The following is a 26629-nucleotide window of genomic DNA, read 5'->3' as shown; positions in this document are numbered from 1 at the left end:
CTACCGCGCGGCAAGCCTCCCTGCCCGCCCTTGGACAAGCGCCTGGACCAGATCCGCACCCGCGCCCGCAACGCCACCCAGGGCAGCGACCAGCCGCTGTTGAGCGCCGCGCAGGCCCACAATCTCGCCGCACTGACTGCCAGCGACTGCGGGATGGCACAACTCGCGCGCGACCTGTGCGCAGGCCAAGCCGCCATACTCCTCCGGGCCGGAGGCGACGACGCCGCCACCGCGAAGCTCGCACTCCAGCCGCTCATCAACCTCGGCCGACTGTTGATCCGCGACGGCGACGAATCCGGCCACCACCACTTCGAGCGCCTGTTCACCGCGGCGAAATCGCGCACCGACACCGTGATCGCCGGCATCCCGATCAGCTTTTCCGAGCTCACCGCCACGCAAGAAGACCACCGCACGATCGTCCAGTGGCTCTGGTCGATCCTGCTCAGCGACGGCACCCGCGCGCTGACGCAGACAGGTCGCTGGTCTCAGGCACTCCAGCACATCCAGCGCCACAACGCGATCGGTCGCCGCCTGCTCGACGGACGGCAGACCGCCGTACTCGCCCACAGCGCATGCGGCGACCCTGACTACGCGCTCCAACTCCTCGACAGTTCCCACACCGAGTCCCCGTGGGAGCACACCGTCGCCGCCACGCTGCGCGTGCTCTGCCGATCCCGCGCCGGCCGAGATCGGCCGCCGGACATCGAGGAAATAGTGGAGCGCTACCCCCAGGCCGAGAAAACCGTCCGCGAGCACTCCGCCTTCCGGGTCCGCCAGGGCCTGTGCGTCATCGACCTCGCCATGGGGCTTCCCGGCACCCACCACATCACCGAGGCCGTAGTGCACGACGCCCTGGAGGCTGAGGACGCTTCCCTCGCCCACGACGTCCTCACCCACCGCACCTGCCGAGCCCGGCTCGCCCCCTCAACGGCGGCGACGCTTCAGGAACGCATTGACGCCTCAGGGCTGGGACAAGGCACCCTGCCCGCCGAAGCCCGTCGTGACCTCATGGAATCCGTCCGGACCAGCGAAAAGGCGCTGAAGAACGCACTCAATCCATCTTCCCGCACCGACGCATCCACCGGCCAAGGCGTGGCCCCGGACACCGGGACCGAAGCACCGAGGGAACGACCGGAAGGAATCAATGAGCACCCACACCGCCACGGCGTCGCCTGAAGCGCTGCGCGCGGAGATGGTGGCACGCATCCGTGCGACCGGACACGCCTACCGGGACGAGGTCGAGCAGGTTCTGCTCGACACCCCGCGCCACGCGTTCGTGCCCAACGCCGGGCCGGCTGACGCCTACGACCCGTACCAGGCGGTGGTCACCCACCGGTTCGAGGACGGTCGGTCGCTGTCGTGCGCCTCAGCTCCATGGCTGGTCGCGGCCATGCTGGACCAGCTCGACGTCCGCCCGGGACAGCGCATCCTGGAGATCGGCGCGGGCACCGGCTACAACGCATGCCTCCTCGCTCAATTGACCGGTCGGGCAGACCTGGTGACCACGGTCGACATCGACACCGACGTGACGCGCCACGCCGCAGAGGCGCTGAGCGCCACCGGTTACGGCGGCGTGCACGTGATCACCGGCGACGGCGCCCTCGGCTACCCCGACCACGCGCCCTACGACCGCATCATCGTCACCGTCTCTCCCTGGGACATCCCACCCGCGTGGCGGAAGCAGCTCGCCCCCGGCGGGCGGCTGGTCGCCCCGCTGCGGTGGCGCGGCCAAGGCCGCAGCGCCGCCTTGACCGACCGTGACGGCGTGCTGGTCTCCGACTCTCTGCACCTGTGCGGCTTCGTCTACCTCCTCGGCGAGGACGACGGTGAACTCGCCGGCCCCATCACCGACGACGAGCGGGTCACGCTGCACTCAGACCGCGACCAGGACATCGACATCGCCGCTCTGCGCGGCCTCCTGGACCAGCCGCGCGTCACCGCCTGGTCCGGAGTCACCCTTGCCCGCAACGAGTCCCACGACGGGATCTGGCTTCGCCTGACCACTACGGATACGCGGGTGTGCCGGCTCAAAGTCCTACCCGACGTTCCCCCCGAGGTGTGTGACCCGGTTCCCGGGTGGTGGCGTCTGGCGCTGGCCGACAGCGACACGCTGGCCTACCTCACCGTCCGCCGAGTCGACTCCGGCGGCGAGGTGCACGCAGAACTGGGCGCGATCGGCCACGGTCCCGCCGCCCCGGAGCTGACCGAGTACCTGTGCCAACAGGTCCGAGCCTGGGCGCCCGGGCGAGAGCAGGACACCCCCACACTCCGCGTCTATCCCGCCGGCACCCCGGCCAGCGAACTCACCGGCCCCGTTATCGACAAGGCCCACAGCCGGTTCGTGCTCACCTACGACCACCGGTCGCCAGCGCTGGGCGAGGGCTGACCGTCCGAGATAGGAGCACAGGCGTCGCCCCGTAAGGGAGCGGGGCCGGACCGTTACGCTGAGGGGCAGTCGGGGCCGGGGAGTGCGAGTGGAACCCAATCACCTGCTTCGTCAGGCACGGGAGGCGTGCGCGTCGCCCTCGGCTCCGGGGGAGGCGATGAGCCGGGCGGAACTTGCCGAGACGGTCACCGCCTACCTATGGCGCACCACCGGCAAGCGCTACCAGATGGATGCCCACACCATCGCCCGCTACGAACGCGGCAAGGTCCTCTGGCCGACCTCCCCCTACCGCGCAGGGCTGCGCGCCGTCCTCGGCGTCGACAACGACGCCGCCCTCGGCTTCCGCCCCACCCGACGGGGAACAGGGCGTGTTCCAGGGCGCCGGAAGGTACCCACCGACCCCGTCGATACGCCCAAGAGTGAAGCGGATCATAGCGGCGACGCGCCGACGCACAGCATCCTGGAAGACGTGGATCGCCGGGGCTTTCTCAAGACGGCCGGAACAGGACTGGCGGCGTCTCCCCTGTTCACCTTGAGCGCCTCCCTGACGGACCTCTCCCGCCCCGTGCAGATCCACTCCTCCGACCTCGACCAGATCCGCGAGGCCGCACACGTTTTCACGGGTTGGGACCACAACTACGGCGGGACGGCGACGCGCGGCGCCGTCATCGGCCAGTTGCACTGGGCCGCCCGACTCCTGGAAGCTCCGTGCCCGCCCAGTTTGCGCGAACAGGCGTTCGCTGCGGTGGCGCAGCTGTTCATGGTCGGTGGCTTCATGGCCTTCGACGCCTACGCCCACGACGACGCTCGGCGGGCGTTCGCCTTCGCTACCGAGTGCGCCGAGGAAGCCGGCGACTGGCATCTGCGCGCCAAGATCTGTTCCCATCGGGCCCGACAGTCCATCTGGTGCGGTCGACCCGATGAAGGGCTGACTTACGCCGAACTCGGCCTGGTGCGCACCGAACGACTCTCCGCACTCGAACAGGCGATGCTGCACACGGCCCGGGCGCGCGCCTACGCCAAGATGGGCCGTTGCCCAGCGGCCCTCACCGCGGTGGGCAATGCCGACGATGCCTTCGTATCGGAGGCGCCGACCCCGGCTCCTGCATGGATGAGCTACTACGACGCGGCCCAACACGCTGGCGATACCGGCCATGCACTATGGGACCTCGCCGTGGCTGGAGCCCACCCCGCCCGTCCGGCGGTCGATCGCCTGAGCGCAGCGGTTGACGGACACGGCGACGTCTATGCCCGATCCCGCGCCATCTCCGGCGTCAAACTCGCCTCGCTGCTGCTGCACGTCCGCGAGGTCGAGCACGGAGTCAGTGCCGCAGACCGGGCCTTGGACGACGTCGGACGGGTGCGCTCGCGGCGTGCCGAAGACGACCTGCGCGAACTCCACGACACCGCCGGGCACGTCGCTCCCGTCCGGGACGTCGGCGAACTCCGAGAACGCATCACGACCCTGGTGGCTACCTCATGAGTATTCCCGCCCCCTACGCCCGGATCCTGAGCGCCGCCGCACACCGCGCCGAGATCACCACTGAGGACCCCGGCGTCATCCGCCTCGGAGAGAACGCCGTCCTGCGCGCCCGCCCCGGCGTCGTGGCCCGCATCACGCGGCCTGGACAACACGCCGCCGCGGCCCGGGAGGTCGCGGTATCCCGCTGGCTCACCGAGCAAGGGATCGCCGCGGTACGTCCGATCGACCTCGACCAACCTTCTCTGGTCGAGGACCACGCCGTGACCTGGTGGGAAGAACTGCCCCCGCATGGGCCGGGCACCGTCGCCGATGTCGCGCATCTGATCCGCGCCCTCCATGCACTTTCCCCGTCGGAGCACCTGCCACTGGGCCGGCTGGATCCGTTCGTCCGGCTCGACCAGCGCATCGAGCAAGCCACCAGCTTGCCAGCGGACGACCGGGACTGGCTACGCCGCCACCTCGACGACCTCCGCGCATCGTGGAAGGCACTCCCTGAGGGCCTACCGGAGTGCGTCGTGCACGGCGATGCGTGGGTCGGCAACATCGCCCGCACGGAGGACGGCGCGGCTCGGCTGATTGACCTGGAGCGCTGCTCGATCGGACGGCCCGAATGGGACCTCGTTTCCACCGCGATCAAACACACGTCCTTCGGATGGGTCTCGGCCGAGGACTACCGCCACTTCGTCGAGGTCTACGGGCATGACGTCACCACCTGGTCCGGGTTCGCGACCATGCGCGACATACGCGAACTCCGGATGTGCCTGTACTTCGCCCAGCACGCCCCCACTGATCCGAACATGCACACCGAGGCCCGTCTCCGCCTCGACTGCCTCCGCGGTCGCAGTGGTCCACGGCCATGGCCGTGGACTCCCGCCACTTGAGGGCAAGCAGGCGAGGGCTGCCAGTGTTCCAGGCGTTGTGACCTGCAGTTTCGCGGGTAGATAATCGATATGAGGCGCGTAGACGAGGAGTTCCAGCCGTGGCCGACCGCTCCGCAGGGGCTGGTGAGGCTTCCTCTGGAGTTGCAACTCAAGTACTTCCCACTCCTGCGTGAACTCGACTACCCCACTCTGGCAGCCGGAGACGTCGTCCCCCGATTCGAGGAAGATTTGGAGGACTGGCGACGCGGGCCGAGAGCAGCTGAGTAGCGCAGCGGCGATGCGTCGTCATGCGTCGGCCCCACCGCCCGGCCGCAGGCGGTGGGGCCCGGCTACCTCGCCGGGGTTCATCCCTATCTCGGCTGATCCGCCGGTGCGGCCTCGACCCGCACCCCGGCAGCGAACTGAGGCAATGCTCGATGGAGGGTGACCGTGGCCACCTCCCCGTCCATGCCGCGGTGGTGGCGATCGGCAGCATCGTCACCGCCGCCCAGCGCAGAGGAGCCCGAGCACAAGGGCATCAGTGCGGCGGCGCGGACACCTGGCAGGCCGCGCAACAGGTGCGCGGGGGTGGTCAATCTCAGGGCAGACGGGCGAGACCGCCCAGCCCCCACGCCTCCTCGGGAGGGATCGGGGGCTCGTCGTCGGACATGGGGGCGAGGGGACTGCGCCAGTGGCCGATGGGGGCAAGGCCCGGCGGGTCGACCAGTTCCAAGCCGTCGAGGAAGCGGGCGATCTCGGGGGAGGAGCGGGCGCGCAGGGCCGAAGTGGAGGATTCGTAGAACCGCTCCAGAGCGGCCGCGCGATCTGGGGCGGTGTCGGACTCGACGTGGCTAATGGCGACGTAGGAGCCGGCTGGCAAATGCGCAAGGTAGCGGTGCAGCAGCCCGGCGGGGGCCTCGTCGTCGCACAGGAAGTGCAACATCGCCACCAGGAGCAACCCGACAGGGCGGGAGAGATCCAGGCGGTCGCCCAGCTCGGAGTGGGCGAAGATGGTCTCGGGCTCACGCATGTCGGCTTCGACAACCCCGGTGATGTCGGGGGCATCAGCCAGCAGTGCTTGGGCGTGCAGGCGGACAACGGGATCGTGGTCGACGTAGAGGACCCGGGCGCCGGGGTGGTGGCGGCGGGCGACCTCGTGCACCGGGTTCTGGGCGGGAAGCCCGGAGCCGATGTCGAGGAACTGGTCGATGCCCCGGGCGGCCATGTGGTCCACCGCGCGGGCGAGGAACCGCCGGTTCGTCTGCGCCATCGGTTTGATCTCGGGCACCTTGGCCTCGATCTGCGCGGCCAAGTCGCGGTCGACGGCGTAATTGTTCTTGCCACCGAGGTAGTAGTCGTACAAACGGGCGGGGCTGGCCACGGTAGGCGGGCCGAACCCCTGGTGAGGAGGGCCGGAGTTGGTGTCCATGACGTCTCGCTTCGGGGCTGAGGAGGCGGCCGGGCCTGAATCAGGAGGGGCCTTAGGCGGCGCGGGTGGCGTCGGGGTTCAGGTTTATGGGCAGGCTGGCGGGTCGGCGGATCATGAAGCTGGGCAGCGGCGGCACCTCGCCGGCCACTGCGAGGTGGGGGAAGCGGGCGAAGAGGCCCGACAGGGCCGTTTCGAGTTCGATGCGGGCGAGGTGGGCGCCCAGGCAGTAGTGGATGCCGTGCCCGAAGGCCAGATGCCCCTTGGGGTTGCGGGTCACGTCGAAGGCCTCGGGGTCGTGCCACCGGTGGGGGTCGAGTCCGGCGGCGGCGATGCCCAGCAGCACCCCGGCCCCGGCGGGCAGTGCGGTGCCGCACAGCTCGACCTCGCGGGTGGTGAAGACGATCGGGAGGGTGGCCACGGAGCTGTAGCGGCGCAGGCACTCCTCGATCGCCGGCGACCAGCCCACCTGCCCGGTCAGGACGAGGTCGCGCTGGTCGGGGTGGGTGGCCAGGGCCTGGGCGGCGTTGAGTAGGGCGCCCAGGGTGGTGTCGAAGCCGGCGACGATCAGCAGGTAGCAGGTGTCGACGGCGTCGGCCCGGGACACGTCGCCCGCCCGGTGGGACGTGGCGAGCAGGGAGAGCAGGTCGCCGCCGGCGGCCTCGGGCGGCGTGTGGTCGAGCAGGTCGGCGATGTAGGCGCGGGCCTCCGCGTGCACGCCGGGGTCGCTCAGGGCGAAGGCGCGGGTGGTGATGTCGCTCAAGCGTTCGGCGTGCTCGGGGCCGAGTCCGAACAGGTCGAGGAACACCTCCACGGTCAGTTGCCAGGCGAAGTCCAGCAGGTCCACCCGCGGCCCGGCCTGGGCCATCCCGTCCAGGAGGCGGTCGGTGACGGCCTCGATCCGGCCCCGGCGGTGTTTCACGGCGGCCGGGGTGAAGGCCGGGCGCAGGAGTCGGCGGATCCGTTCGTGGTCGGTGCCGTTGAGGGCGAGGAGGCTGCGCAGGTCGCCTACCAGGGCCACCAGCGGGTGCGCGGGATCCACCTCGCCACGCTGGAGGGCGGGCCAGTTCTCGGCGCCGCGCAGGAACGTGCCGCTGGTGTCGCCTTGGACGGTGCGCAGGGCCTCGTCGCCGCTGGCGGCCCACAGGTGCAGGCCGGCTAGCTCGACCGCAGCCACCGGGCCAGCTTCGCGAAGACGCTGCGTGTTGGTGGCGGGGTCGTCGAGTTCGAGGCGGATGCGCGACGTGGGGCGGGGGAGGGATTCCACGGGTTCTCCTGGTGTGTAGCGGCGGGTGCGGTGAGGGGGCGGGCGGGGGTGAAGGTGACGGGTAGGGCGCGGCGTCCGGCGATGACCGTGGAGGCGCGCCGTTGTGCGGGTTCTTGGCTCAGGCGCAGGTCGGGCAGGCGCTGCTGGAGGCGCTCGACCCCGGTCTGGGCGGTGGACAGGGCGATGTCGCGGCCCAGCCGGGGGCAGCCGTGCGGGCCCATGCCGAACACCGGGTAGGCCCGGTTGGAGGGTCCGGGCGGTGTGGTGCGCAGCTGGTGGCGCTGGGCGGCGCCGAAGCCCATGACCAGGCAGTCGCCCCGGCGCAGCCGGTAGCCGCCCAGTTCGAGGCCGTCGACGGTGGGGAACCGGCCGACGAGGGTCTCCAGGGGCGGGTGGTGCCAGATCCCGTGGTTGAGGGTTTCGCTGATCAGCCAGGTGGAGCCGACCATGTGCAGCCGCGACGTCTGGAGCAGGTCGGCGAGGGTGTTGGTGACGGTGTGGGCGATGGGGTCGTGGGCGGCGGCCATGATCAGCGCGAGCTGGTCGCGGATCTCTTCGTCGTCGAGGCCGCGGGTGATCATGCCGGTGGTGATGTCGCGGCCCGGGTGGGCGCGGCGGTGGGCGGCGTGGCCGATCAGGAGGTCCTGGAGCTGGTGGTGGGCGTGGCCGGCGTCGGCTTGGCCGTCCCAGAGGCGCTGCATGGCCATGCCCACCCGCAGCCCCGCGGACTGGTCCATGCCGAACAGGCGGCACAGCACCAGCAGCGGCAGCACGGAGGCGTATTCGGAGACCACGTCGGCCTCGCCGCGGGTACAGAACCCGTCGATGACGACATCGGCGGTCTCGCTGACCTGGTGGGGGACGCGGGACAGCGCGACGTCCTCCAGTGCTCCGGTCACGGCCTCGCGTAGCCGGGTGTGTTCGGTGCCGTCGACCGACAGGGCGTTTTTGCGGGGCGGATACAGCGCCTGCAGCGGGCTGGTGGCGGGGATGGTGCCGTTCCAGAGGTCGTGCCAGGCGCGGGGGTCGCGGGCGTAGCGCTGTTCGTCTTTGAGGACGCGCTGGAGGCAGTCCAGGGTGATCATGAGCCAGGCGGGCACGCCTTTTTCCAGCTCGACGGGGATGAGTCCGCGCTGGAAGTGCTCCTCAGGCAGGGTGTCGAGGGCGGTGGGCAGGTCCAGGGCGGGATCGTCCAGCCGCAACAGCGGCGGCGGGGGGTCAGGGGGCAGCGGCATGGGGGGTTGCTTTCACGCAGGAAACGGGGGGAGAGGGTCCGACCGGGGTCAGGAGTTCTCGGCGGCCTGGCGCAGCAGGTCTTCGCAGCCGGCGACCAGGTCGGCGGCGTCCTCGTCCAGGGCGTCGGGATCGATGTCGATGCCCTGGATCACCGCGTCCGCGCCGGCGGCGAGGGCGTCCTGGTAGGCCAGGCGGTGGGCCAGATCGGTGGCGTTGTCGGCGGTCACGGTCTCCAGCAGCCCCAGGGCCACCTGCCAAGGGGGAAGGGACCGGGTGGCCACGAACCGGCCGCCGCCGGGGGCACTCTCGTAGCGGATCCGCCACCGGGGATGTTGGCGGCGGATCCGGACGACGGCATCCTCCGGATCGGTGAACTCCGCCCGATACCTGGCGGGCGCCACGTCGGCCATTCGGCGCGCGAGCCGGTCGTGGATCGCCAGGCGGCGGCACATGTCGCGCTCGTCGGTGGCGGCCACAGCCAGCAGGCCCAGGGCGGTGTCCGGGGCGGGCACGCGGCAGGCGACGAACACGCCTTCCTCGGGGACGCAGGCGGCGGGGTGATAGCGGATGTCCCACTGCGGATACCGCGCGCGCAAGCGCACTAGGGCTTCGGGTACGTCGGCGTTCATATCCGCATCTCTCAGGCCGGTTGGGAAGCACAAACCTGTAATGCGCACGTCTCGATGCGCGATTGATCAATCAGGGCGAAGCTGATGAGCTTCGTGCTTCGTCCGAACCTGACAATCCGGGCACCCCGATTGGGCGTGCCGCTCCGTGCTGGTCACTGAACTCAGTGGGAAGGAGTAACTCAAGGTCATGCCCACTAGTTTCGAGAGTCGAGGGCGCACGAGCCATTGCACCGCGCAATAGGATCTGCAATATCCCGTAATACTCATCGGCCAAGGAGAATGCGCCTGTGACCTGCGCAAACTGTGGTCGCGACGTGTCAGTGCGCGCCTGCCATTGCATCCCCCAGGACTTCTGGTCACATCCCGAGGTCACACGCGCACTGCACCTGGAAGATGCACGCGCGCTGGTCATCCTGCTTGCTCGCCACACCGAACTCCGACAGGAGGAGATCGGGCGCATCACCGGCCTTTCCCAGCCGATGGTCTCCCAAGTCGTCTCGGGGTATCGCCAGCTGACCAGGCCTGATAAAAAACGAATCGTCCTCGACGGGATCAAAGCGCACGCGGAAGACCGTCCGGCCACGCCGTACCTGTCGCCATCAGTGATCGCGCCGGTCCGCAAGCTCGTCGATGTCTACGACACGCCGGAGGACGGACCTGTGCGACCGATGGCCGAGCTTCGCAGCGCGGCGTCCGCTGTTGTGACGTGGCGGCTCGATTCGCAATACGCCCGTCTTCTCGATGAACTTCCTGCCCTGATTCCCGAACTCACACGGGCGCTCCTCATGTCGAGTGGCCGGCAGCGCACTGAAGCGGCGCGGATGCTGGCGCAGACCTACCGCTCTGCTGACGCGATCGCCGCGAAGTACGGCATGTACGACCTCTCAGGGCGCCTCATCCAAGTCTTGCGCTGGGCCGCCGACCAATCCCACGACGAGGCGACGTCCGCTGCCGCCGACTATGTACGAGCCGAGACCTTCTTCGCGGTCAATGAACGTCAGCACTTCGAGGCGGGACGACGCATGCTGGAGAAGGCCGCGACGCAGGTGAACCCGTCGACGTCCCTCCGAGCGGCAGCGGCATTCGGCGCGTTGCACATGCGCGCAGCGGTCATGTCGGCCCGCGCCAAGCATCGCGACCGCGCCTCGGAACACCTCGCCGAAGCGAGAACCCACGCGCAGCGGGTCCATGAAGGCGTCTATGACGGCACCGCATTCGGGCCTGCCTCTCTGCGTATCCATCGGGTCACGTTGGCACTGGACATGGAGGAGCCGGACGACGCCTTGGCCGCTGCAGCGGGGTGGACTCCTCCGCCCGATCTTCCTGCGGAGCGTCGTTCCCACTTGTACGTGGACATCGCTCGTGCGCAGTTTCAGTGCGGCCGCTCGGAGTTGGCCGTCGACTCGTTGGGGACAGCGCTGAAGATCGCACCTGAACACATCCGGGTGCATCCTCACGTTCGGCAGGTGGTCAGAACGATTGCCCGGGAGGGCGGGCCGGCCGCGGTCGCCGCACAGGACTTCGCGGATGCGGCACTGATCGATCCGGCCGGCTAGCCAGCAGTCGAGGCGAGGCCGGGAAGCTCCTGCAGCGAGTCGATCACCCAGGTCGCCTCCGCCTGGACGTCCGGCTCGCGGCCCCAGAGGTATCCCCAGGGCCCGCGTCGAATCAGCGCGGCCTGCAACCCGGCTTCCCGAGCGGGACGAAGGTCGTTGTCGCGGTGGTCACCGACATAGAGGATCTCGTGTGCGGCCCCGGGCGCGAACTCCTGGACCTTGGCGAAGAAACCGGGGTCGGGCTTGGCGATGCCCCATTGCCCTGACGTGGCGATGGCATCGGCGGGAAGCTCCAGGGCTCGCAGCAGCTCTGCTGCGTGTGCCGTCTGGTTGCCGGCGATCCCCACCCACAGGCCGCAACCGCGCAGTGCCTTGAGCGCGGGACGGACGTCGTCGTACAGGTCAGACTCGGTGATGTGCTCACCCAGTCCGGCCTGCTCTCGGCGTTCACGTTCGCGGGCCAGGTCGAAGTCGGGGCGGAAGTACTCGAAGGTCTCCGCGTTGTTCCTGCCGGCCGCGGTTACCGCCCCCAGAACGGAGGAGAAGGTATGGCGGGGTACGCCGATCCAATCGGCCCACCGCCCCCACTCGGCGGTGTCGTCGAGAAGGGTCTCTCCCACGTCGAAGACGACGGAACGAATCATGCGACTTCCAGCAGTGGATAAGGGACGATCGGACTAAGCGGCAACCGGGCGGGCAACTGGCCCAGCACCCCCGCTTAGGGCGGAGAGCGTGAGAACAGCTCCTCGGATATCCCCGAAAGGGTTCTATCAGTCCCCTCGGCGTTCACCGTACTTGCCGCTGACACCAGCCGACGCTGGCGCGGAGATGGGGAACCGCGCCACCAACCTGGCCGGGCGTCTGCGCTCGCGCCGTGACTGCCAGCGATGAGTATCCCGTAACAGGAAGCAGCATAGGACGCATCCGTGCTGCCAAGATCAAAGCCCGCCGTCTGGCCGTGATGGGCCGCACCCGGGAAACGGAAGAAGCTCTCCACTGTTCGAAACGCTATTGGAGCGCCCCCGATTGAGCACTCAACCACCGGTACGCGCTGTACACGAGCAGGTTCACGAGACGCTGGTCTCCTTTCCGGCGGCTGCAGCGGCGGTGGAGCAGTGATGCGTTCCCGCGTCGGACTACTCCACCCCGGCCAGATGGGAGCGGCCATCGCCACCCGCCTCGACACCGAGGTGCTGTGGTGCCCCGACGGGCGCAGCGCCGGCACCCGCGAACGCGCCGATCAGGCCGGGTTGCACTCGGCGTCGATCACTGATCTGGCCGAATGCGACGTCATCCTGTCCGTCGTCGACCCGGCCGCCGCCGAGGACGTCGCCGCCGCGCTTATGACAGCGGGTTTCCGGGACGGGCTCTACATCGACGCCAATGCGATACGCCCCGACCGGGCACAGACCCTGGCCGACGACGTGGGCAAGGTCGGTGCCGACATGATCGACGCCTGCATCGTCGGCCCTCCGCCCCGCGACGGCGCTCGCACACGCATGTTCCTCTCCGGTCCACCGGACTCCCGCCACAGGGCGGCCGAGCTCCTCGGCACCGCCGTGGAGATCACCGAGCTCGACGATGTGCCGGGACGGGCGTCGGCGCTGAAGCTGTCGCACACCGTCGCGCAGAAGGCGACACGCACGCTGGGGGCACTGGCGCACGCCATGGCCACCCAGCACGGTGTGGACGACCATCTGACGTCGCTCGCCGCCGCCGCGCCGCACCCGGCCGCGAACCCGGAACAGCTCCCCGGCGTCGCGGCGCGCGCATGGCGCTGGCACCCCGAACTGGACGACACCGCGCGGGCCCTCACCGACGCCGGCCTGCCAGGCGAAGCCCTGGACGACATCGCCGACATCCTGCGCCTGTGGACGCCGCTCAAGGACGATCCCACTGCCGACCTGGACACGGTGCTCGGCCTCCTGAGCGCCGGCCCGCCTCCGCCCGAAGGCGACGCCTGAAGCGTGCTGCCCGGCTTCCGATGCAGTCTGTCGTCAATGTGGACGGCCTCGCCGGGGCCGTGGACACTAGTCAGCGATCAGGTGCCCCACGTACCAGCAGCCCCTTCAACGTGGACGGCCCCTTCTGGGGCCGTCGGCTCCGGCCTGTATCGGGTATCGCAAACCTCGCAGTACCTTCAACGTGGATGCCCCCTCTGAGGCCGTAGACACCCTGGACATCGTCGATTTCGACAGGCAGGTCACGCACCTTCAACGTGGACGGCCTCTCTGGAGCTGTGGCGACATCGTCTGCTTGAGCCCAGTATCGCCCCCGACCCACCTTCAACGAGGACGGCTCCTTCGGAGTCGAAGGTACACCTGCACGTTCATACCAATGGCGACATCGCCGCAACCCCTCACCCACCTGGCGATACCTTCAACGTCCACGGCCCCCTTTGGGGCCGTGGATACGTCTCCCTGACGAAGATTGTGGCCCCGTCGCGGCGCCTTCAACGTGGACAGCCCCTCTGGGGCCATGGATGCTCGTTGGCGGCGCTGCGGGGACAGTTGCAGGGCTCCCTTCAACGTGGACGGCCTCTCTGGGGAGGTGGACACGAAGCTATCGAGCTGGTCCCGGTGCTCATCGCCATACCTTCAACGGGGACCCCCCTCTCGGGCCGTGGACACGCCGTCGCGGCCGCCCAGCATCTGGCGTCTTCAATGTGGACAGCCCTTCGGGAGCTGTGGGGGCTCCAGGAAGCCGCGGAGCCAAACGGGGTACACGACCTTCGACGTGGGCGGACGGCGCTCTGCGGCCGTGGACACTTGGTCGGTGAGCTGTTTGGCAGGGGAGCCGGGGGTCCTTCAACGTGGACGCCCCCTCTGGGGCCGTGGACGTTACATCGCGCCATCACTCGCCGATCCGGTCGGGCTCCCTTCAACGTGAACGACGCCGGTGGGGCCGCGGACACGATGATCGCCGCCACCAACAACGACGTCCAGGCGCTCCTTCAACGTGGACGTCCCCTCTGGAGACGTGGACACAGCACTCGACCTGGACCGATACGGATTCGGGTGTTGCGAGCGAGTATGAGAGCCCGTCTCGATGGGTGATTTGTGGCGATTTTTGCTTAGGAACCTCCCGGGGATTTGGTGGGCACTTGCGGTTCGCGGCCGCGGTGGCCGCTGGCAATCGTCTGGCGGCGCGGATCATCGCAGTTGCACCGGAATCGGGGCCAGGACACCGGCATTCTTGACGCCGATTGGACGACGCTGTGCCGCACCTAGCGTGATGACCTCCAGTGGCGCGATGCGGTGGCGATTGGCGGTCACTACAGGTTCGGTGCCGGTCAGGTCGAGGTCGGGGCGCAGATGGGGGTGGGCCAGTAGTGCCTGGACGGCATGGGCATCGAGCGACGGCTCCCAGATCGGCCACGCCATGATGCGCCGACGGCGGATGCGGTGCCACAAGGTGGCGGAGGCGCCGCGCGCGTCGCCGGTCAGACGCAGCAGGGGTAGAGCGTGGGTGGCCAGCCAGGTTGCGCCGGGCACCGAGGCATGGGCCGCCTTGCCGAGGGGCGTATCGCCGGCCATGCGAATGGCGCGGTGGTCGAGGTACTCCCCCGTGGTGCCCTCCACACGCCGCCACGCCCGCAGCGCTTCCTCAAGCAGACGGGGACGGTTGCGAACCTCGAGGAGCGGTGCTTTGAAGAACGTGACAACGGTCTGCTTTCCTGCAGGCGCCATGTAGGGAGTTAGGGCGGCGCGAGGCGGCCTGTGGGTGTCGGAGGCTAGCTCGGTGAGGATGGTCGGCAGCCATCGCCGCACTGCCGCCTGCTCGACGGTCGCGTCAGCCATTGCCAGTGCGTCTTCGATGAAGGCTGGCACACGATCGTGAGGCACCCGCAGGGGGTCGGCGGCACTGTCTGAAGCCTGCTGGGGTGGCCAGTGGGGCGGGGCGTCGGGCAGCAGCCGGTCCACGCCGAGCTCGGTGACGAGGGTGTGCAGTTGCTGGGCAATGGCCTCCAGGCTCGGCAGCGGGCTGGTGAGGTGCGCGGTGGCGGTGGCGGGGTCGAAGGCGAGCGCGGCCGTTTGGTCGGTGTGGTCGGTGAGCAGGCGCAGCAGCCCCAGGGCAGCGAGGAACCCGAGGGGGTCGCGTCCGTCCAGGGCGGGCAGGGTCACGGTGTGTTCCGGCTGCGGCCGGGCGGGCGCGGGGGGCCGGCTTCGGGGGATGGTGGGGGCGGTTTGGGTGGTGAGGGTGTGTCCGGCCGAGCACCAGATGTCGGCCATGCGCACCACCGCTTCCAGTAGGCACAGGTGCCAGGGCCCGTAGCGCTGCTGGAGCCGGGCGAAGCGGTCCGGCTGGTTCCGGTCGAGCCCGTTGGCCGCGGTGATGGCCTCCAGCCCGGTAGGCAGCGGGATCGCGGGCGGTTCGGGGTCGAGCACGGGGGTGATCAGCGGGCGGGCGCGGCCGTGGTGGGTGGCGATCAGGTGCAGCACGAGGTCGCGGTCGACGTCGTAGCCGTGTTGGTCGAGCAGGGCGGCGGCGATGCGCGCCGACAGGGCCTCATGGCGCAGCCCGGGCGGGTAGCCCGAACGGGCCAGCGCCTGGCGGTAGGCGGTGCGGTCGGCGGGGTTGAAGCCGGACTTGGCCAATGCGGGCAGCCCGTCCAGGGCGTCGGCGGGCAGCCCGCGCAGCATGGCTTGGAACCGGGGGTCGCGCTTTCCCTCGTCATGGTGGCGCCCGGCCAGCCAGAGGGCGTGGACCGTGTGGTCGTCGAGGCCGAGGGCGCGGGCGAAGGCGGCGGCCTGGTCGGCCACCGCGTGCTGGTGTTCGTCGAGCTCGACGGGGGCCGGGGCGGTGGAGGCCGAGGAGGTGTCGTCGTCGCCGGCGCCGGCCCCGGCTGTCGAGAGCACCACCGCCCCGGCTGCACCCTCAGATTCGGGAAGGAGGGCGGCGTTGAGGCGGCGGGGGCCGGCAGCGGCGAGGTCGGTCAGCACCTGCAGCAGGCGCCGGGCGCGGGTGGCGAACAGCGGTTCGGCGTCCACAGCGGGGGGCGGTGTGAGGGCGTGGGCGAAGTCGGCCCCGCGCACGGCGGCGTCGGGGTCGCGCTCCTGCAGGATCTCCAGCAGGGGACGGATGCGCTCAAGCGCGTCGGCCTCCGGGGGGCCGGGGTCTGTGGCCGGTTCTCCGGGTGCCGGTTGCAGCACGGTGGGCAGGGCCGGGTGGATGCGCAGGTGGGGGCGATGGCGGCGCAGGGCCAGGTCGCCGATGTCGATCACGGGGGCGCGGGAGTCGGGGTTCCACCCGTAGGCGTCGCATCCGCCCGCGGATGTGGGCAGGACGACGGTGTCGCCGGGGCGGATTGCCGAGGCGGGGATGACCGCGATGTCCTCGCGTCCGCGGTAGCGCACCACTCGCATCGTCGCGTTCTGGGTGTCGGGCTCGGCGGGGTCGTGGGCGGTGTCGACGTCGGCCACGTCGGCGGGCGGGTTGCCGTTGGCCCAGCGGCGCAGGGCCGGGGCGGGCAGGCTGAGCATCTCCTCGGCGGCCGGTGGGAGGGCCTGCAGCCGCTGCTGTACCGTCTCGGGAGCGGGGGCGACGCGGCTGCCGTCGGTGCGGGCCTGGCGCAGGTGCGCGGGGGTGAGGTCGGCGCGCCAGAGGATCTGTACGTCCGGCTCGCGGGTCTCGAGCCCGTGGAGGTAGGGCGCAACCGGCGGGTCGGGGTGCGGGCGCGGTCCGGTGTTGGACCACGCCTGCAGGGTGGTCTCCCACACGCGAGGTACGAGCGGGGCGGGCGGCGCCAGGCGCGCTCGTGCCTCAGGGCTGAGGTCGGCCAGCATGCGTTGCAGCGCGACGGGGGAGGCGACGATGTGGTCGCCCATCAGGTCGGCGCTGGGGCTGGTTTTGGGGGTGGGGCGGGCCGGGGTGGCGTAGCGGCAGAGCACTTCCCAGGCGGCTGGGCGGGCGGGCCCGTAGACGGGGTCGTCGTCGGTGGTGGCGGGGTCATGCACCACCACCGCGCGAAACACCGAAGCCGTTGCTCCCCCGTTGGGCCGCTGGTCGGGGGCGCGGCCGATGCGGCCCAACCGCTGGATCAGCGCCGATATCGAGGTCGACTCGGTCACCAGGTGGTCGGCGTCGAGGTTAGCTCCGACCTCGATCGTCTGCGTGCTGACAATGTGAAATGGCGGGGCCGACGCATAGCTTCGTTGACCCAGCAAGAACTTGTCGGCGGTGCGGGCGAGCAGGTGGTCGCGGTCCAGCGGGCGCGTCCGCCCGGTCAATAGGATCCGCTGTTCGGCGGGTACACCGGCGGTGGCCAGGGCGTCGAAGACGGCGCGGGAGCGGGCCACGGTGTTGCACACGCTCAGTACCACCCGGCCGCTGTCGGGCTCGTCGGCCAGGTGCCGGGCCCAGGCGGCCATTTGGGCCACGACGGCCCGCGGGGCTTGGGCCGGGGTGGCTTTGGGGTGGATGAGGTGGAGTCGGCGGGGCGCGTGCAGCCGGGCCGCCGCCACCGGGTGGTTCTCGTCGGCGGCGGTGATGGTGTGGCGAGTGCGCTCCATGCCGTTGGTCGTGGCCGACATGGCCACCACCGTGGGGCGGTGCAGCCGCCCCGGCCCGCCGGCGAACTCGGAGGCGGCCTGCAGGGTGGTGAGGAACGGTTCGGCCAGGTGGGCCTCGTCGCAGACGATGAGGCTGTCGGTGCCCACCAGGGCCGCGTCGATCGGCGCCAGGTTGGCGCTGAGTCCGTAGCCGCGCATCAGCAGCCGGGAGCCGATCTGGTCGACGGTGCCGGCGATGACGGCGTGGGCATCGGGCCGCTCCACCCACCGCCAGGACCAGGTGGTGCCGCCGCGCATCCGCCCGACCTCCACCACCGGCCCGTCCTCTCCCTCGGCGGGGCGCAGCGCTCGGGCGACGGCCGCCACGGCCTCGCTCCCGGGCGCGGCGAGAGCGTCGGCGATGGTGCGGGCGTGGGTGTGGGCCTGGTCGACCACCAGGCGCCGGTCGACGACGAAGAACACCCGCCGCCGGGCCGCCGGCGCTCCGGCGGCGGAGGCGAACAGGGCGATGTCGATCAGCGCGGTCTTGCCCAGCCCGGTGGGCACGTCGATCTCCTGCGGCCAGTCCTCGCCCTGCAGCACATGATCGGCCAGGGCGTGTTGCCAGGGCAGCGGCGCGAAGCCGTGCACGTCGGCGAAGAAGCGGGCGAAGCCCTCAGCGTCCCACGTCATGCGCAGCCTCCCGCAGTTGTGCATCTTCGTCGTCGTGGGTGTGGTGGTGGGCGGGGGCCGGGGCGAACAGGCCCAAGCCGAGGTAGCGCAGCGACCCGGCAGCTACCGGACCGCGAACAGGGTGGGGGAAGGTGATGCGGGCGTGCAGCATCTTGCGGCGCGGCCGGTTCTGCGGGAACGTCTTGGGGTTCATGCGGTGCGGCGCCCCGGCCAGCAGGGGCGCGTCGCCGACCTCTACCCGGACCGGTTCCGGGTAGCCCGCGGTGACCAGGCACCGGGCGACCTCGGCCGCCCGGTCGGTGCTGGGGCGGATGTAGCGGTCCAGCATCAGCGGGGTGGCGCTGGACCAGCAGCAGGCCCCGCCCGCGCCGGCCGACCAGTAGCCGGGGGTGAGCCGGCGCGGGGTTGAAGGCCAGGGCTCGTAGGTGAGGTCGAGGTGGCCGGCCCGTCCCATCTTCACCCGCACTCCCTCCTCGCCGGTGAGCGCGTGGCGCAACTGGACCGCCGCATCGGTGTCCAGGTCCTCGGGCAGGAGCACGCCCATCCCGAGCAGGTGGCCGCGGGCATTTGCGTGGCCCACGTCGACCAGGCCGATGTAGCCCACGTGGCCGCGGCCCGGATCGGTGTGGCCGGTGATCTGGCCGGCTGCGGCGTCGCCGATGCGGCTGAGGACGGTCGCGCGCAGTGTGTTCGTGGCGCGCAGCAGGTCGATGCCCTCGGGGCGCACGGTGCCGCCCGGTAGGGAGAAGGCCAGGATCCGGGCAAAGGGTCCTGCTGCCGTCGGCGCCTCAGGGGCGGGGTCGTCGTCGCTCTCGCGCGTGTAGGGCAGGGTGCGCGACTCCTCCCACGCGCGCCGCCCTTCGTCGAAGGCCGCGTCCAATGCCTGCAGATAGCCCGGATAGCACACCCGCAGCGCGATCGCGTTGACCGCGTCCAACCTGGTTGGCCGGTAGATGGCCCACCCGTCCCGGCGGGTGGGGGCGGTGTGCACGCGCAGCGCCGCCGGGTTGGAGGCCCGCCCCAGGTAGGGCACCCGCCATGCCGCCTCGCCCAGCGCTGCCACGACCCCCTCGGGAGGTTCGGCTTCACCCCACACCAGCGCGAAAGTGTCGTCGGTGGGGATGCCGGTCACCCGGGTGCGTTCGGTGGCGGTGCGGCCCGGCCAGTTCTGATGGCCGCCCTTCGGGCTCTTCTTGTTGGTGACCACATAGGTCGTCACCGCCGAGTCGCCCTCCAACTCGGGCGCCCACACCTGCGGGGGCGGCTGGGCTTCCAACCACTCCAGGGCTTCTCGCTCGGCGTGGGAGCGGGCGGCGCCCACCAGCGCGCAGAACACCCGCGCCGGATGCGGCGGCCACTCGACCCGATCGCCGCGCTGGGTCGCGGCTTCATAGCGGCCCGAAAGCAGCCGGGCTTCGATTGCGACTGCCATGCCGGACTACTCCGCCTCGCTGGTCTCGGCCCGTGTCAGGGCATAGTCGATGGCCTGCGCCAACGCGGTATGCGGGGTGAGGGACACGGTTTCGGTGGCTATCGGGATGCCGGCCTGCCCGGCGCGCTCGGCCAGCTCGTGGAAGGCCGCGATCGCCGAGGCTGTATCGACGTCCAGGGGTTCGCGGTGGTTGCCGGCATCCAGCGCCACCTGGTCCTCGGTGCGCACCAGGTCGCAGCCCGAGCGCAGCCGCAGCGAAACCGTGTCGAAGGCCAACCGGTCGGCTGCCAGCGCCAGCGCCGCCAATGTGGCGCGGGCGAGGTGGGCGGCCTCCGAGGTGGCGTCGCCGAAGCGCAGCTGGGCCAGACCGGCCAGCGACAGCCACCCGCTGCGCTGGGCGCTGCTGATCACCACTCCGCCGTGGTCGAAGCCGGGCGCGATGTTGCCGTGGCCGACCTCGCTGAGCCGCTCTCCCTTCTTCTTCTCCCCGGAGGAGGTGAAGGTCCAGTCGGCGCCGTTGTGGCCGGGCTTGACCGCACCGGTCAGGTTGTTGGGATCCGTCCGGCCCGATCGGCGCTTCCCGAGTTGGGGGTCCATCCCGATCATGGAGGAGGAGTAGGAGCGGGCGATTTTCACCCCGCGGCCCTTGCGATGGGAGTCCCACGCCCCGAAGATCAGCGATTCCGGCGAGTACTCGAAGAGCGGGCGTACGTCGTGAGAGGTGGCCGAGCGCAGCCGCTGGCCCACCGGCGTCCGGTCGAAGACCACGCCGTCCAGCAGGCTGTCGCGTAGGTAAGCGTCGGCAAAGCGGTGCGGGAACTCCAGGGATGTCAACCGCACCGAGAGTTCGTCGGAGGCGGTCATGGTCAGCTCGAACAGCGGAATCCGGATCCGTCCGGCGTCGCGAGCCGCCAGGAGTGCCGCTTCCATCCTGTTGGCCTGGCTGGGTACCTGGTCCAGCACCACGATCTCCCGCATCTCATCGTCGATGCGCCGCGGCTCGATCAGGTACTGCACCTTGTCATCCGGGCTGCGGCCGGTTTCGTGCGCGCTCTGCTCGCGCACCACCATGAACTGGCGTCCCTGCTCATCGGTAAGGCGCCGGCCCACCAGGGCGGGCGCCGGCGCATTGGTCCCGTCGATGGGGAAGGTCGGCGGGAACACCTTCTCCCCTTCCGGGGGGCGATACCGGGCCTGGGTCGCGATTCCTGCCACCGTGCGTTTTTCGTCCACTGCGTCCAGCAGTGTCTGCACGAGTCCCTCGGACATGGGTCCCCTCTACGGCGTCGACGGGCGATCGGCCGCTGCGGGCCGTTCGGCGCTTACGTGCGATCGGCACCGTATAGGCGGGGGACGACAATGGAGGCGGAAGTCCGGAACCGGCCGAGATGGGAATCCGACGATGCGGCACACTCGGGTAGACATAGGGCATAGCTATATTCAGTCGAACACAGACGCGACTCCTGGCGAACCGTCAGTGCCCATGAAATCCCCGATAGGTTCCCAATCCGAAAATCCGACACATGGTCACAAACATCGCCCTCCCGGGCTCCCGAGATGCCCCAAAGAACCGCATTTCCACTGGTGAAGCAGGGTGTCCACGGCTCTGAAGGAACCGTCCACGTTGAAGGAACTCGGCCTGGTAGTACAGCGGCGTCAGCCCGAGGTGTCCACGGCTCTGAAGGAGCCGTCCACGTTGAAGGCGCCGCGACGGGATCACGATCTCCGCAAGGGAGACGTGTCCACGGCTCTGACAGAGTCGTCCACGTCGAAGGGTGAGATGAAAGGACTCGGTCATCTGCTCCATCTCCGGTACGGCTCTGCAGATCAAACTGCTGCCTTGAGCTCTGCCAAGTGGGCACGGGCGGAATCCGCGGCGGCGCGGGCTCCTGGTGACAGCCCGACACGTCGCCGATTCGGCGCGTCGAGCCCATGCGGCCCTGCTGCCTGGTGCGCGTCCTCAGTACCCGTATGGCGGACACTTCCGGCGCTCCCAGGAGCCGGATGAGCCGTGGAACGGCCCGGAGCAGCTGCCGCGCAGAGCGGGCATCCGCTCGCCAGCGGGCGGATGCTCGGGTGCGAGGGGCAGACGGCCGAGATCTCCCGCTCCGGCGCGGGTGAGTCGGGCTCTCCGGTCGGTTTCTCGGCCCTCTTGGGCGCTCGGGCAAGCCAGGCGTGCGCAGACGCCGGACCGGCAAGCCTGGCCATGAGGGCGGCGTAGGGGCGGGTGGCGGTGTCGGCGGCGGCGACAGTCGCCTTGAGGTCGTCCCACGACACGCCTTGTGCCGCCAGCGAGTCCAACCGCAGCGCCAAGCGACGGCGGTCGGCGTTCGGGAAGGCCAGGGCGGCGTCGGGGACCAGCCGCAGAGCGTGCAGCGCGGCCTCGGACGGCGCCGGATCCGCGCTGGTCCCGCGGGCCGGCGGGTCCGGTAGACGGGGCTCGGGGATACGCGCTGAGCGCTCAGGGATGGTCCCGGTGGAGCTGGGCGGGCCGGTCGGAGAAGTGGTCTGAGGGTGAGGGTCTTCAGGGCACAGGTCTGGGGACCGATCTGACCCGGCGTCGCGACCAGGATGCTCCGCCGCGTGGCCCATGTTGGTGCTCGCGTGATCGGGCCGGGTGGTGGGAGTCAGTGGGCACTCGCCGAGTTCAGCGCGCACCGCGTTGATCTCTTCCACCGTCTGCGTCGGGAACGCCGACGCAGGAATGAGAAGCTCGATGACGTCCGGTAGGCGGTCGCCGGTGCGCCGCCCCGCGGCGAGGTCGTCGGCGAAAAAGGCATGCACCGCGGACTTGGGAAGCCGGCGGATGAGGCGGGCCTGCTCCAGATCGGCCAGCGCCCGCTTGACGGTGGATGTGCTCAGCGTGCCACCTGATCGGGCGGCGATGGTCGTGATACGCAGCCAGCACCAGCGCCCATCGGCGTCGACGGCGTCGGCCAGGATCGCCAGCACGGTGTGGGCACGCGAGGAGGGGATCAAGCCTCGCTTCAGAGCAGTGGTGATCCACAGGCTGGGGATGAATCCGAGTCCGCGCATGGCTCCCATGGGGCGCTTGCGGGGACGTTCGGTGTCGTCGAGGCCGGGAGCGGGGGATGAGCGGGGGTTATGATCGGGCATGGCCGCCTCCTGGTCAGGTCAGGACGGTGGTCAGAGGCCGTCCGGTGATCCACCACCGGACGGCCTCAGTTCGTTTCAGAACGAGCAGTCGGTTTCTCCTAGAAGCCGAGCTCTTCGCGTTCTTCGAGGGCTTCGGCGACCCACTCGCCGTGCTCGGCGATGCCGATCAGCGGTTCGCCGACCTCCCACAGCACGCAGCTGGCGGTGAGGACGGCCGCGGAGAGCTCATGGATCTCGCGCAGGTGCCAGCGCAGGGCGGCCGGGGAGCGGCCGATGCGCCGCAGTTCGCCGACGATGCGCGGAAAGACCGAGGCGGCGTTCCCGTCGATGCACAGGGCCGAGCCGTCCGCGGCCGAGGCCAGTAGGGAACGTGTGGGACCCGACAGCCGACGGTCGTCTTCCAACGGCGAGGGATCTTGCGACCACAGCAGGCCGACCAGGCGGTGGCGGATGTGGCCGAGTACGTCGGCTCCCAGGCGGGTTTCGTCGTCTGCGAGCAGCTGGGCGAGGCCTTCCTCCACGCATACGGCGGCCACGGCCTGAACGCCGGCCTCGAGGTTCCAGACCCAGGGGGTGGGGGCGAGGTCGCCGTAGAGGCACAGCCAACGGGGGCGCGCCCAGAGGTGGAGCCGATTGAGGTGGTTCCAGCGCATCCACATCTCGCGGCGCACCTCGGTGGGCGAGAGCGCAGGCAGGTTGGGCAGGTCGGTCAGGCCGTGACCGCGGGCGGGCAGGTCGCGAGTGAGCGCGATGGCGACGCACACGCCGGCGGGTATCTCCACACGGCTGGGGCCGCAGTGGTAGGTCCAGGCGTCGGCGACGCGGTCGGCGATGCGGGTGATCGTTGGGGTGAGGGGTTCCATGTCTTCCTCCTGTTGGCGTCCACTCCATTCACTTAAGACACGAACTGTTTTAAGCAAACTCGACAGGGTGGCCGCTGCTGCTGGTTATGGGGTCAGTCGTCGGTGTGTCAGGCGACCAGGGCGCGTTCGCCGGTGTCGCACGGCGCTGTCGCTGCGATGTCGTCGCCGACAGGCGGCATCGGGGCGGTGTCGCCCAGTGGGGCCGCTGTGTCGCGGGTGACGGTTTCGGGTGCGGGGCGACCGCCGTGCAGTCGCACCATCGGGGTGAGCTGCTCGCGGTAGCGCTGCCCGGTGCGGGGCGTCAGCCCGAGCCGCTGGCCGAGTTCGGCCCCGGAGATCGCCGGTTCGTTCAGCAATACGACCAGGGCGTCGCGCTTCTTGGCGGGCAGGTCGTCGATCCTGGGCAGGGCGTCGGTGGCGACGCCGACCCCGCCGGGGCGGCTTTCGCCGGTGTCGTCCGCGACATGCTCGCCCAGCCCCAGCGGCCGGCGACCGTCCAGCGACGCCGACAGAGACTCGACGCTGCTGAAGGCGCCGCACACGACCAGTTCGGGGGGTTCCTCCTGCGGCACCGGAGTACGCCCGACCCACATCGCCAGCTGATAGGCCACCTCGGCGGCGATGGGCACCCACAGCGCGAGCACCACACCCCGCCAGCCGTGGGGGAGACCGTCGTGCACGTTGGCGCCGGTGGTGGCGATGATTCCGATGACCAGGGCCATCTTGACCATCCTCGGGGGTGTCGCTCCCGTTCGCCGCGCATGTCCGATGGCTCCGATGGCGACGACGATCAGTCCGTCGACCGTGGCCGCGACAATGGCGGCTTCCCATACCGACGCGCCCGCGTCGCGGGCGAAGGAGTGGATGTGGCCGTAGGAGACCAGCGCCAGACCGATGGCGATGGCCAAGCTGCCGCCGAGCGTCGCGAGCTGGCCCCAGGCGAACCGCCCGCGTCGGCTGCCGCTGCGGCGGTGTGTCGCTGTCGTGTCGCTCATGTCGCCGCCTTGGCGTCTCGGCGGCCGCCGAGACCGCAGCCGCAATGCGCGATATCCGGCTCGTGTCCGAAGGTCGTGGCGCTTGTCGTGGTCGGTGTCGCTTGGTGAGATCTCATGTCGCTCCTTTCGCTTCCCGGGGTGAGCGTGTGCGTCGGGCTAATTGCGCGCGGTCTGCTCGTCGAGCCAGCGGCGGGCGTAGGTCGTACGCGACTCGTGCGGCAGGGAAACGTAGAAGTCCAGGAGCCCCGGCCTCGTGCTGTCGAGCGGAGCCGGCACACGCTCAAGGGCGGCGCCTTCGCGCAGCACGATGTGGCTCTCGGCCACGGCGTACTCCTGGCACTCGATGACGCGGGAACGGTGCAGCAGGTGCTGCAGGTGGGGGCAGGCGCACATCGCGTAGGCCAGGCACGCCGGGTGCGCCCCCGGCTCGACGAGCGAGGCGCCCGGGGTGGCGCTGATCCATGCCACGGACGTGCGGGCGTCGACGGGGGTGCCGCACACCCCGCACAGCCGCCCCGTCACCGCCATGCGCTGTCGGCTCGGGCACTGCCCGCCCATGCGGGGCTCACCGCGGCCGATGATGCAGTCGCAGTCCAGGCGAGGAGCGGGCGTGAGGCGCTGGACGATGCGGCGGTTCTCGGAGCTGTCCCATTCGGTGTTCCACGGGATGGGCACTCCTTCGGGGGTCCGGTGCAGAGCACGGACCGTCTCGGGCATGGGGAACGGGGTTTGAGACATACGGGCCTCCCTGGCCGGTCGAAAACGGGGTGAACGTGGTCGGGCGATGCGGACAACAGGGGATGCCGTCCGGGACCGCAGAACGTTCGAAAGCGGCTCCCAGGTCACCCGACCATCGGATGAATATCGGTGCAGTGGTATGGGGCCTGTCAGGCGGCTGCGCCGAATCCGCGCAGGGCAGCCAGGATCCCGGTGTTGCGGGCGATGCCCAGGCCCAGATCCCGTTCGTGGCTGGCCTGCTCCACCCAGTCGTGAGCGAGGGTGTCGGCGCAGCCGATCAGGACCCGAGGGCCCAGCCCCCAGCGGTGGACGTTGACGGCCAGGCAGGCGGCGATCAGCGGATCGATGTCGGCCGCGGCCCATCGCATCGTGGCCGGTTCGATGCCGCGGCGACGCAGGTGTCGCGCGGCTGCGAGCAGGAGTCCGCCGGTTCCGGCGGCTTCGTCGGCGATGCTGCTGCCGGCAGGAATCCGCCCCTCACCCAGGGTCGTGGCCGCCATCAGGTCGGCGACGTCTGCGGGGGTGAAGAAGGTCCCGGTGCGTTGCAGCGCCGAGGGCGGGCGCAGCATCGATACCAACGGTCCGAGCACGTCCTCTTCCTGCAGGGCGCCCGAAGCTCCCATGTCCAGGATCCCGGCATCGACCGCGGCGCGAGCCACGGCGGCGGCGCCGCGGTGTTCATCGGCCCCGACCCGCCTTCCGGGACTCCACTCCAATAAGGACATAACGCGGTAGGCCAGGTCCGGGCGCAGGCGGCAGAAGGAGCTCCACAGGTGACCGATGAGCTGCGCTACTTCCGCGTCATCGGCACCTATGACGTCGGCGGGATCTCCGTGATCGACCAGGCTCAGGGCCGCCACCACGCTGAGCGGGACGCGGCTGTCCGGGCCGGCGAAGGCACTCTGCCATGCGGAGCAGGCCGCCTCGGCTACGGCTGTCACTTGGGTTCGTGTTGATTGCATGGGACAAGTAATAACTTAAGCAAACTATAGTGTCAATCATAAGCCGCATGACCGGACTTGCGTTGATGTTGAATGTTTGCTTAAGATATATATGGCTTCGCGGGGCGGAACCCTTCGTCAGGGCCCGCCCCGGAGCCCAACCGTCAGTCGATTGCGGTCTGATTCGCGCGTGCCCTCAGCATGGCCTCGAAGTAGCCCAGAGCCGCTTCGGCGATCAGGCGAGCCGTGCGGACATCGGCTTCACACACCGCCCCGCGATCGGCGCAGCTGAGCTGTGCGTGCACTGTGCCCTGGTCCAGAGACAGGATCGGTGCTTCGGCGCCGTCGTCATCACCGTCGTAGCGGTAGCAGGCCGCACGCAGCGGTGTGGAGGACTCCTCAGGCCCCGACCGCAGCGACACCCCGATCAACTGCCGTCCGCCCGCCTGCGTGACGGTCACGACCGGCGACGTCTGCTCGGAATCCATAATGCCCCTTTCTCTCGGCAACCCGTCG

20 protein-coding genes are annotated in these 26629 nt (G+C 70.1%); 6 read left to right on the top strand and 14 right to left on the bottom strand.

Features of this window, described 5'->3' with window-relative positions:
- Nucleotides 1-30 precede the first annotated feature (30 nt).
- From HNR25_RS12385 to HNR25_RS12370, 4 genes are all read left to right on the top strand, one after another.
- A complete protein-coding gene (locus HNR25_RS12385) occupies nucleotides 31-1176 on the top strand; it encodes a hypothetical protein (protein ID WP_184635206.1) in 1146 nt (381 codons plus the stop codon).
- Complete coding sequence (gene fxlM / locus HNR25_RS12380; protein ID WP_184635204.1) at nucleotides 1145-2386, top strand: methyltransferase, FxLD system; 1242 nt, start codon at nucleotides 1145-1147, stop codon at nucleotides 2384-2386. Before HNR25_RS12385 ends, fxlM begins: the two co-directional genes overlap by 32 nt.
- An 88-nt stretch (nucleotides 2387-2474) precedes the next feature.
- Nucleotides 2475-3869 carry an NsdA family TPR-like regulatory protein gene (locus HNR25_RS12375; protein WP_184635202.1) on the top strand — a complete coding sequence of 465 codons (1395 nt, stop codon included), beginning with the start codon at nucleotides 2475-2477 and terminating at the stop codon, nucleotides 3867-3869.
- Nucleotides 3866-4750 (top strand): phosphotransferase family protein, encoded by an 885-nt coding sequence (locus HNR25_RS12370; RefSeq protein WP_184635200.1) that lies wholly within the window; start codon nucleotides 3866-3868, stop codon nucleotides 4748-4750. The genes HNR25_RS12375 and HNR25_RS12370 overlap by 4 nt, the downstream gene beginning before the upstream one ends.
- A 577-nt stretch (nucleotides 4751-5327) precedes the next feature.
- Here HNR25_RS12370 and HNR25_RS12365 read toward each other — a convergent pair.
- The 4 genes from HNR25_RS12365 to HNR25_RS12350 are packed head-to-tail and all read right to left on the bottom strand — an operon-like array spanning nucleotide 5328 to nucleotide 9287.
- Nucleotides 5328-6158 carry an SAM-dependent methyltransferase gene (locus tag HNR25_RS12365; RefSeq protein WP_184635198.1) on the bottom strand — a complete coding sequence of 277 codons (831 nt, stop codon included), beginning with the start codon at nucleotides 6156-6158 and terminating at the stop codon, nucleotides 5328-5330.
- Nucleotides 6159-6210: 52 nt separating this feature from the next.
- Nucleotides 6211-7422 (bottom strand): cytochrome P450, encoded by a 1212-nt coding sequence (locus tag HNR25_RS12360; RefSeq protein WP_184635196.1) that lies wholly within the window; start codon nucleotides 7420-7422, stop codon nucleotides 6211-6213.
- On the bottom strand, nucleotides 7314-8657 hold the full coding sequence (locus HNR25_RS12355) for a cytochrome P450 family protein (RefSeq protein ID WP_184635194.1): 1344 nt from the start codon (nucleotides 8655-8657) through the stop codon (nucleotides 7314-7316). Before HNR25_RS12355 ends, HNR25_RS12360 begins: the two co-directional genes overlap by 109 nt.
- Nucleotides 8658-8705: 48 nt before the next feature.
- Entirely contained in the window at nucleotides 8706-9287 is a 582-nt protein-coding gene (locus tag HNR25_RS12350; RefSeq protein ID WP_184635192.1) for a hypothetical protein, read from the bottom strand.
- 287 nt (nucleotides 9288-9574) lie between these two features.
- Here HNR25_RS12350 and HNR25_RS12345 point away from each other — a divergent pair, with 287 nt between their 5' ends.
- On the top strand, nucleotides 9575-10843 hold the full coding sequence (locus tag HNR25_RS12345) for a hypothetical protein (protein WP_184635191.1): 1269 nt from the start codon (nucleotides 9575-9577) through the stop codon (nucleotides 10841-10843).
- On the opposite strand, the gene HNR25_RS12340 is transcribed toward HNR25_RS12345, so the two are convergent.
- A complete protein-coding gene (locus HNR25_RS12340; protein WP_184635189.1) occupies nucleotides 10840-11487 on the bottom strand; it encodes an HAD family hydrolase in 648 nt (215 codons plus the stop codon). The genes HNR25_RS12345 and HNR25_RS12340 overlap by 4 nt on opposite strands.
- 474 nt (nucleotides 11488-11961) lie before the next feature.
- On the opposite strand from HNR25_RS12340, the gene HNR25_RS12335 reads away from it, so the two are divergent.
- On the top strand, nucleotides 11962-12807 hold the full coding sequence (locus HNR25_RS12335; RefSeq protein ID WP_184635187.1) for an NAD(P)-dependent oxidoreductase: 846 nt from the start codon (nucleotides 11962-11964) through the stop codon (nucleotides 12805-12807).
- Nucleotides 12808-13995: 1188 nt separating this feature from the next.
- Here HNR25_RS12335 and cas3g read toward each other — a convergent pair.
- The 9 genes from cas3g to HNR25_RS12290 all read right to left on the bottom strand — a co-directional run bounded on the left by cas3g (nucleotide 13996) and on the right by HNR25_RS12290 (nucleotide 26601).
- Entirely contained in the window at nucleotides 13996-18027 is a 4032-nt protein-coding gene (gene cas3g, locus HNR25_RS12330; RefSeq protein ID WP_184635185.1) for a type I-G CRISPR-associated helicase/endonuclease Cas3g, read from the bottom strand.
- Nucleotides 18011-19459: a type I-G CRISPR-associated protein Csb2 gene (csb2, locus tag HNR25_RS12325; protein WP_184635183.1), complete on the bottom strand. Its 1449-nt coding sequence runs from the start codon at nucleotides 19457-19459 to the stop codon at nucleotides 18011-18013. The genes cas3g and csb2 overlap by 17 nt, the downstream gene beginning before the upstream one ends.
- 6 nt (nucleotides 19460-19465) lie before the next feature.
- Nucleotides 19466-20728 carry a type I-G CRISPR-associated RAMP protein Csb1/Cas7g gene (cas7g, locus tag HNR25_RS12320; RefSeq protein ID WP_184635181.1) on the bottom strand — a complete coding sequence of 421 codons (1263 nt, stop codon included), beginning with the start codon at nucleotides 20726-20728 and terminating at the stop codon, nucleotides 19466-19468.
- A gap of 558 nt (nucleotides 20729-21286) precedes the next feature.
- Complete coding sequence (locus tag HNR25_RS12315) at nucleotides 21287-22576, bottom strand: helix-turn-helix domain-containing protein (RefSeq protein WP_184635179.1); 1290 nt, start codon at nucleotides 22574-22576, stop codon at nucleotides 21287-21289.
- 98 nt (nucleotides 22577-22674) lie between these two features.
- The gene (locus HNR25_RS12310; RefSeq protein WP_184635177.1) at nucleotides 22675-23439 is read right to left on the bottom strand and encodes a hypothetical protein; all 765 of its coding nucleotides are present in this window, start codon (nucleotides 23437-23439) and stop codon (nucleotides 22675-22677) included.
- Nucleotides 23440-23546: 107 nt separating this feature from the next.
- Nucleotides 23547-24434, bottom strand: coding sequence for a DUF2637 domain-containing protein (locus HNR25_RS12305; RefSeq protein WP_184635174.1), 888 nt, complete (start codon nucleotides 24432-24434; stop codon nucleotides 23547-23549).
- A 156-nt stretch (nucleotides 24435-24590) separates the two neighbouring features.
- On the bottom strand, nucleotides 24591-25172 hold the full coding sequence (locus HNR25_RS12300) for a hypothetical protein (protein WP_184635172.1): 582 nt from the start codon (nucleotides 25170-25172) through the stop codon (nucleotides 24591-24593).
- 149 nt (nucleotides 25173-25321) lie between these two features.
- Nucleotides 25322-26134: an N-6 DNA methylase gene (locus HNR25_RS12295; protein WP_184635170.1), complete on the bottom strand. Its 813-nt coding sequence runs from the start codon at nucleotides 26132-26134 to the stop codon at nucleotides 25322-25324.
- A gap of 143 nt (nucleotides 26135-26277) precedes the next feature.
- The gene (locus HNR25_RS12290) at nucleotides 26278-26601 is read right to left on the bottom strand and encodes a hypothetical protein (RefSeq protein WP_184635168.1); all 324 of its coding nucleotides are present in this window, start codon (nucleotides 26599-26601) and stop codon (nucleotides 26278-26280) included.
- Nucleotides 26602-26629: the final 28 nt, after the last annotated feature.

The organism is Streptomonospora salina, from assembly GCF_014204715.1.
Lineage (GTDB): Bacteria > Actinomycetota > Actinomycetes > Streptosporangiales > Streptosporangiaceae > Streptomonospora > Streptomonospora salina.
The sequence above is the reverse complement of the archived record's forward strand: the minus strand, read 5'-3'. Positions and strand labels throughout refer to the sequence as shown.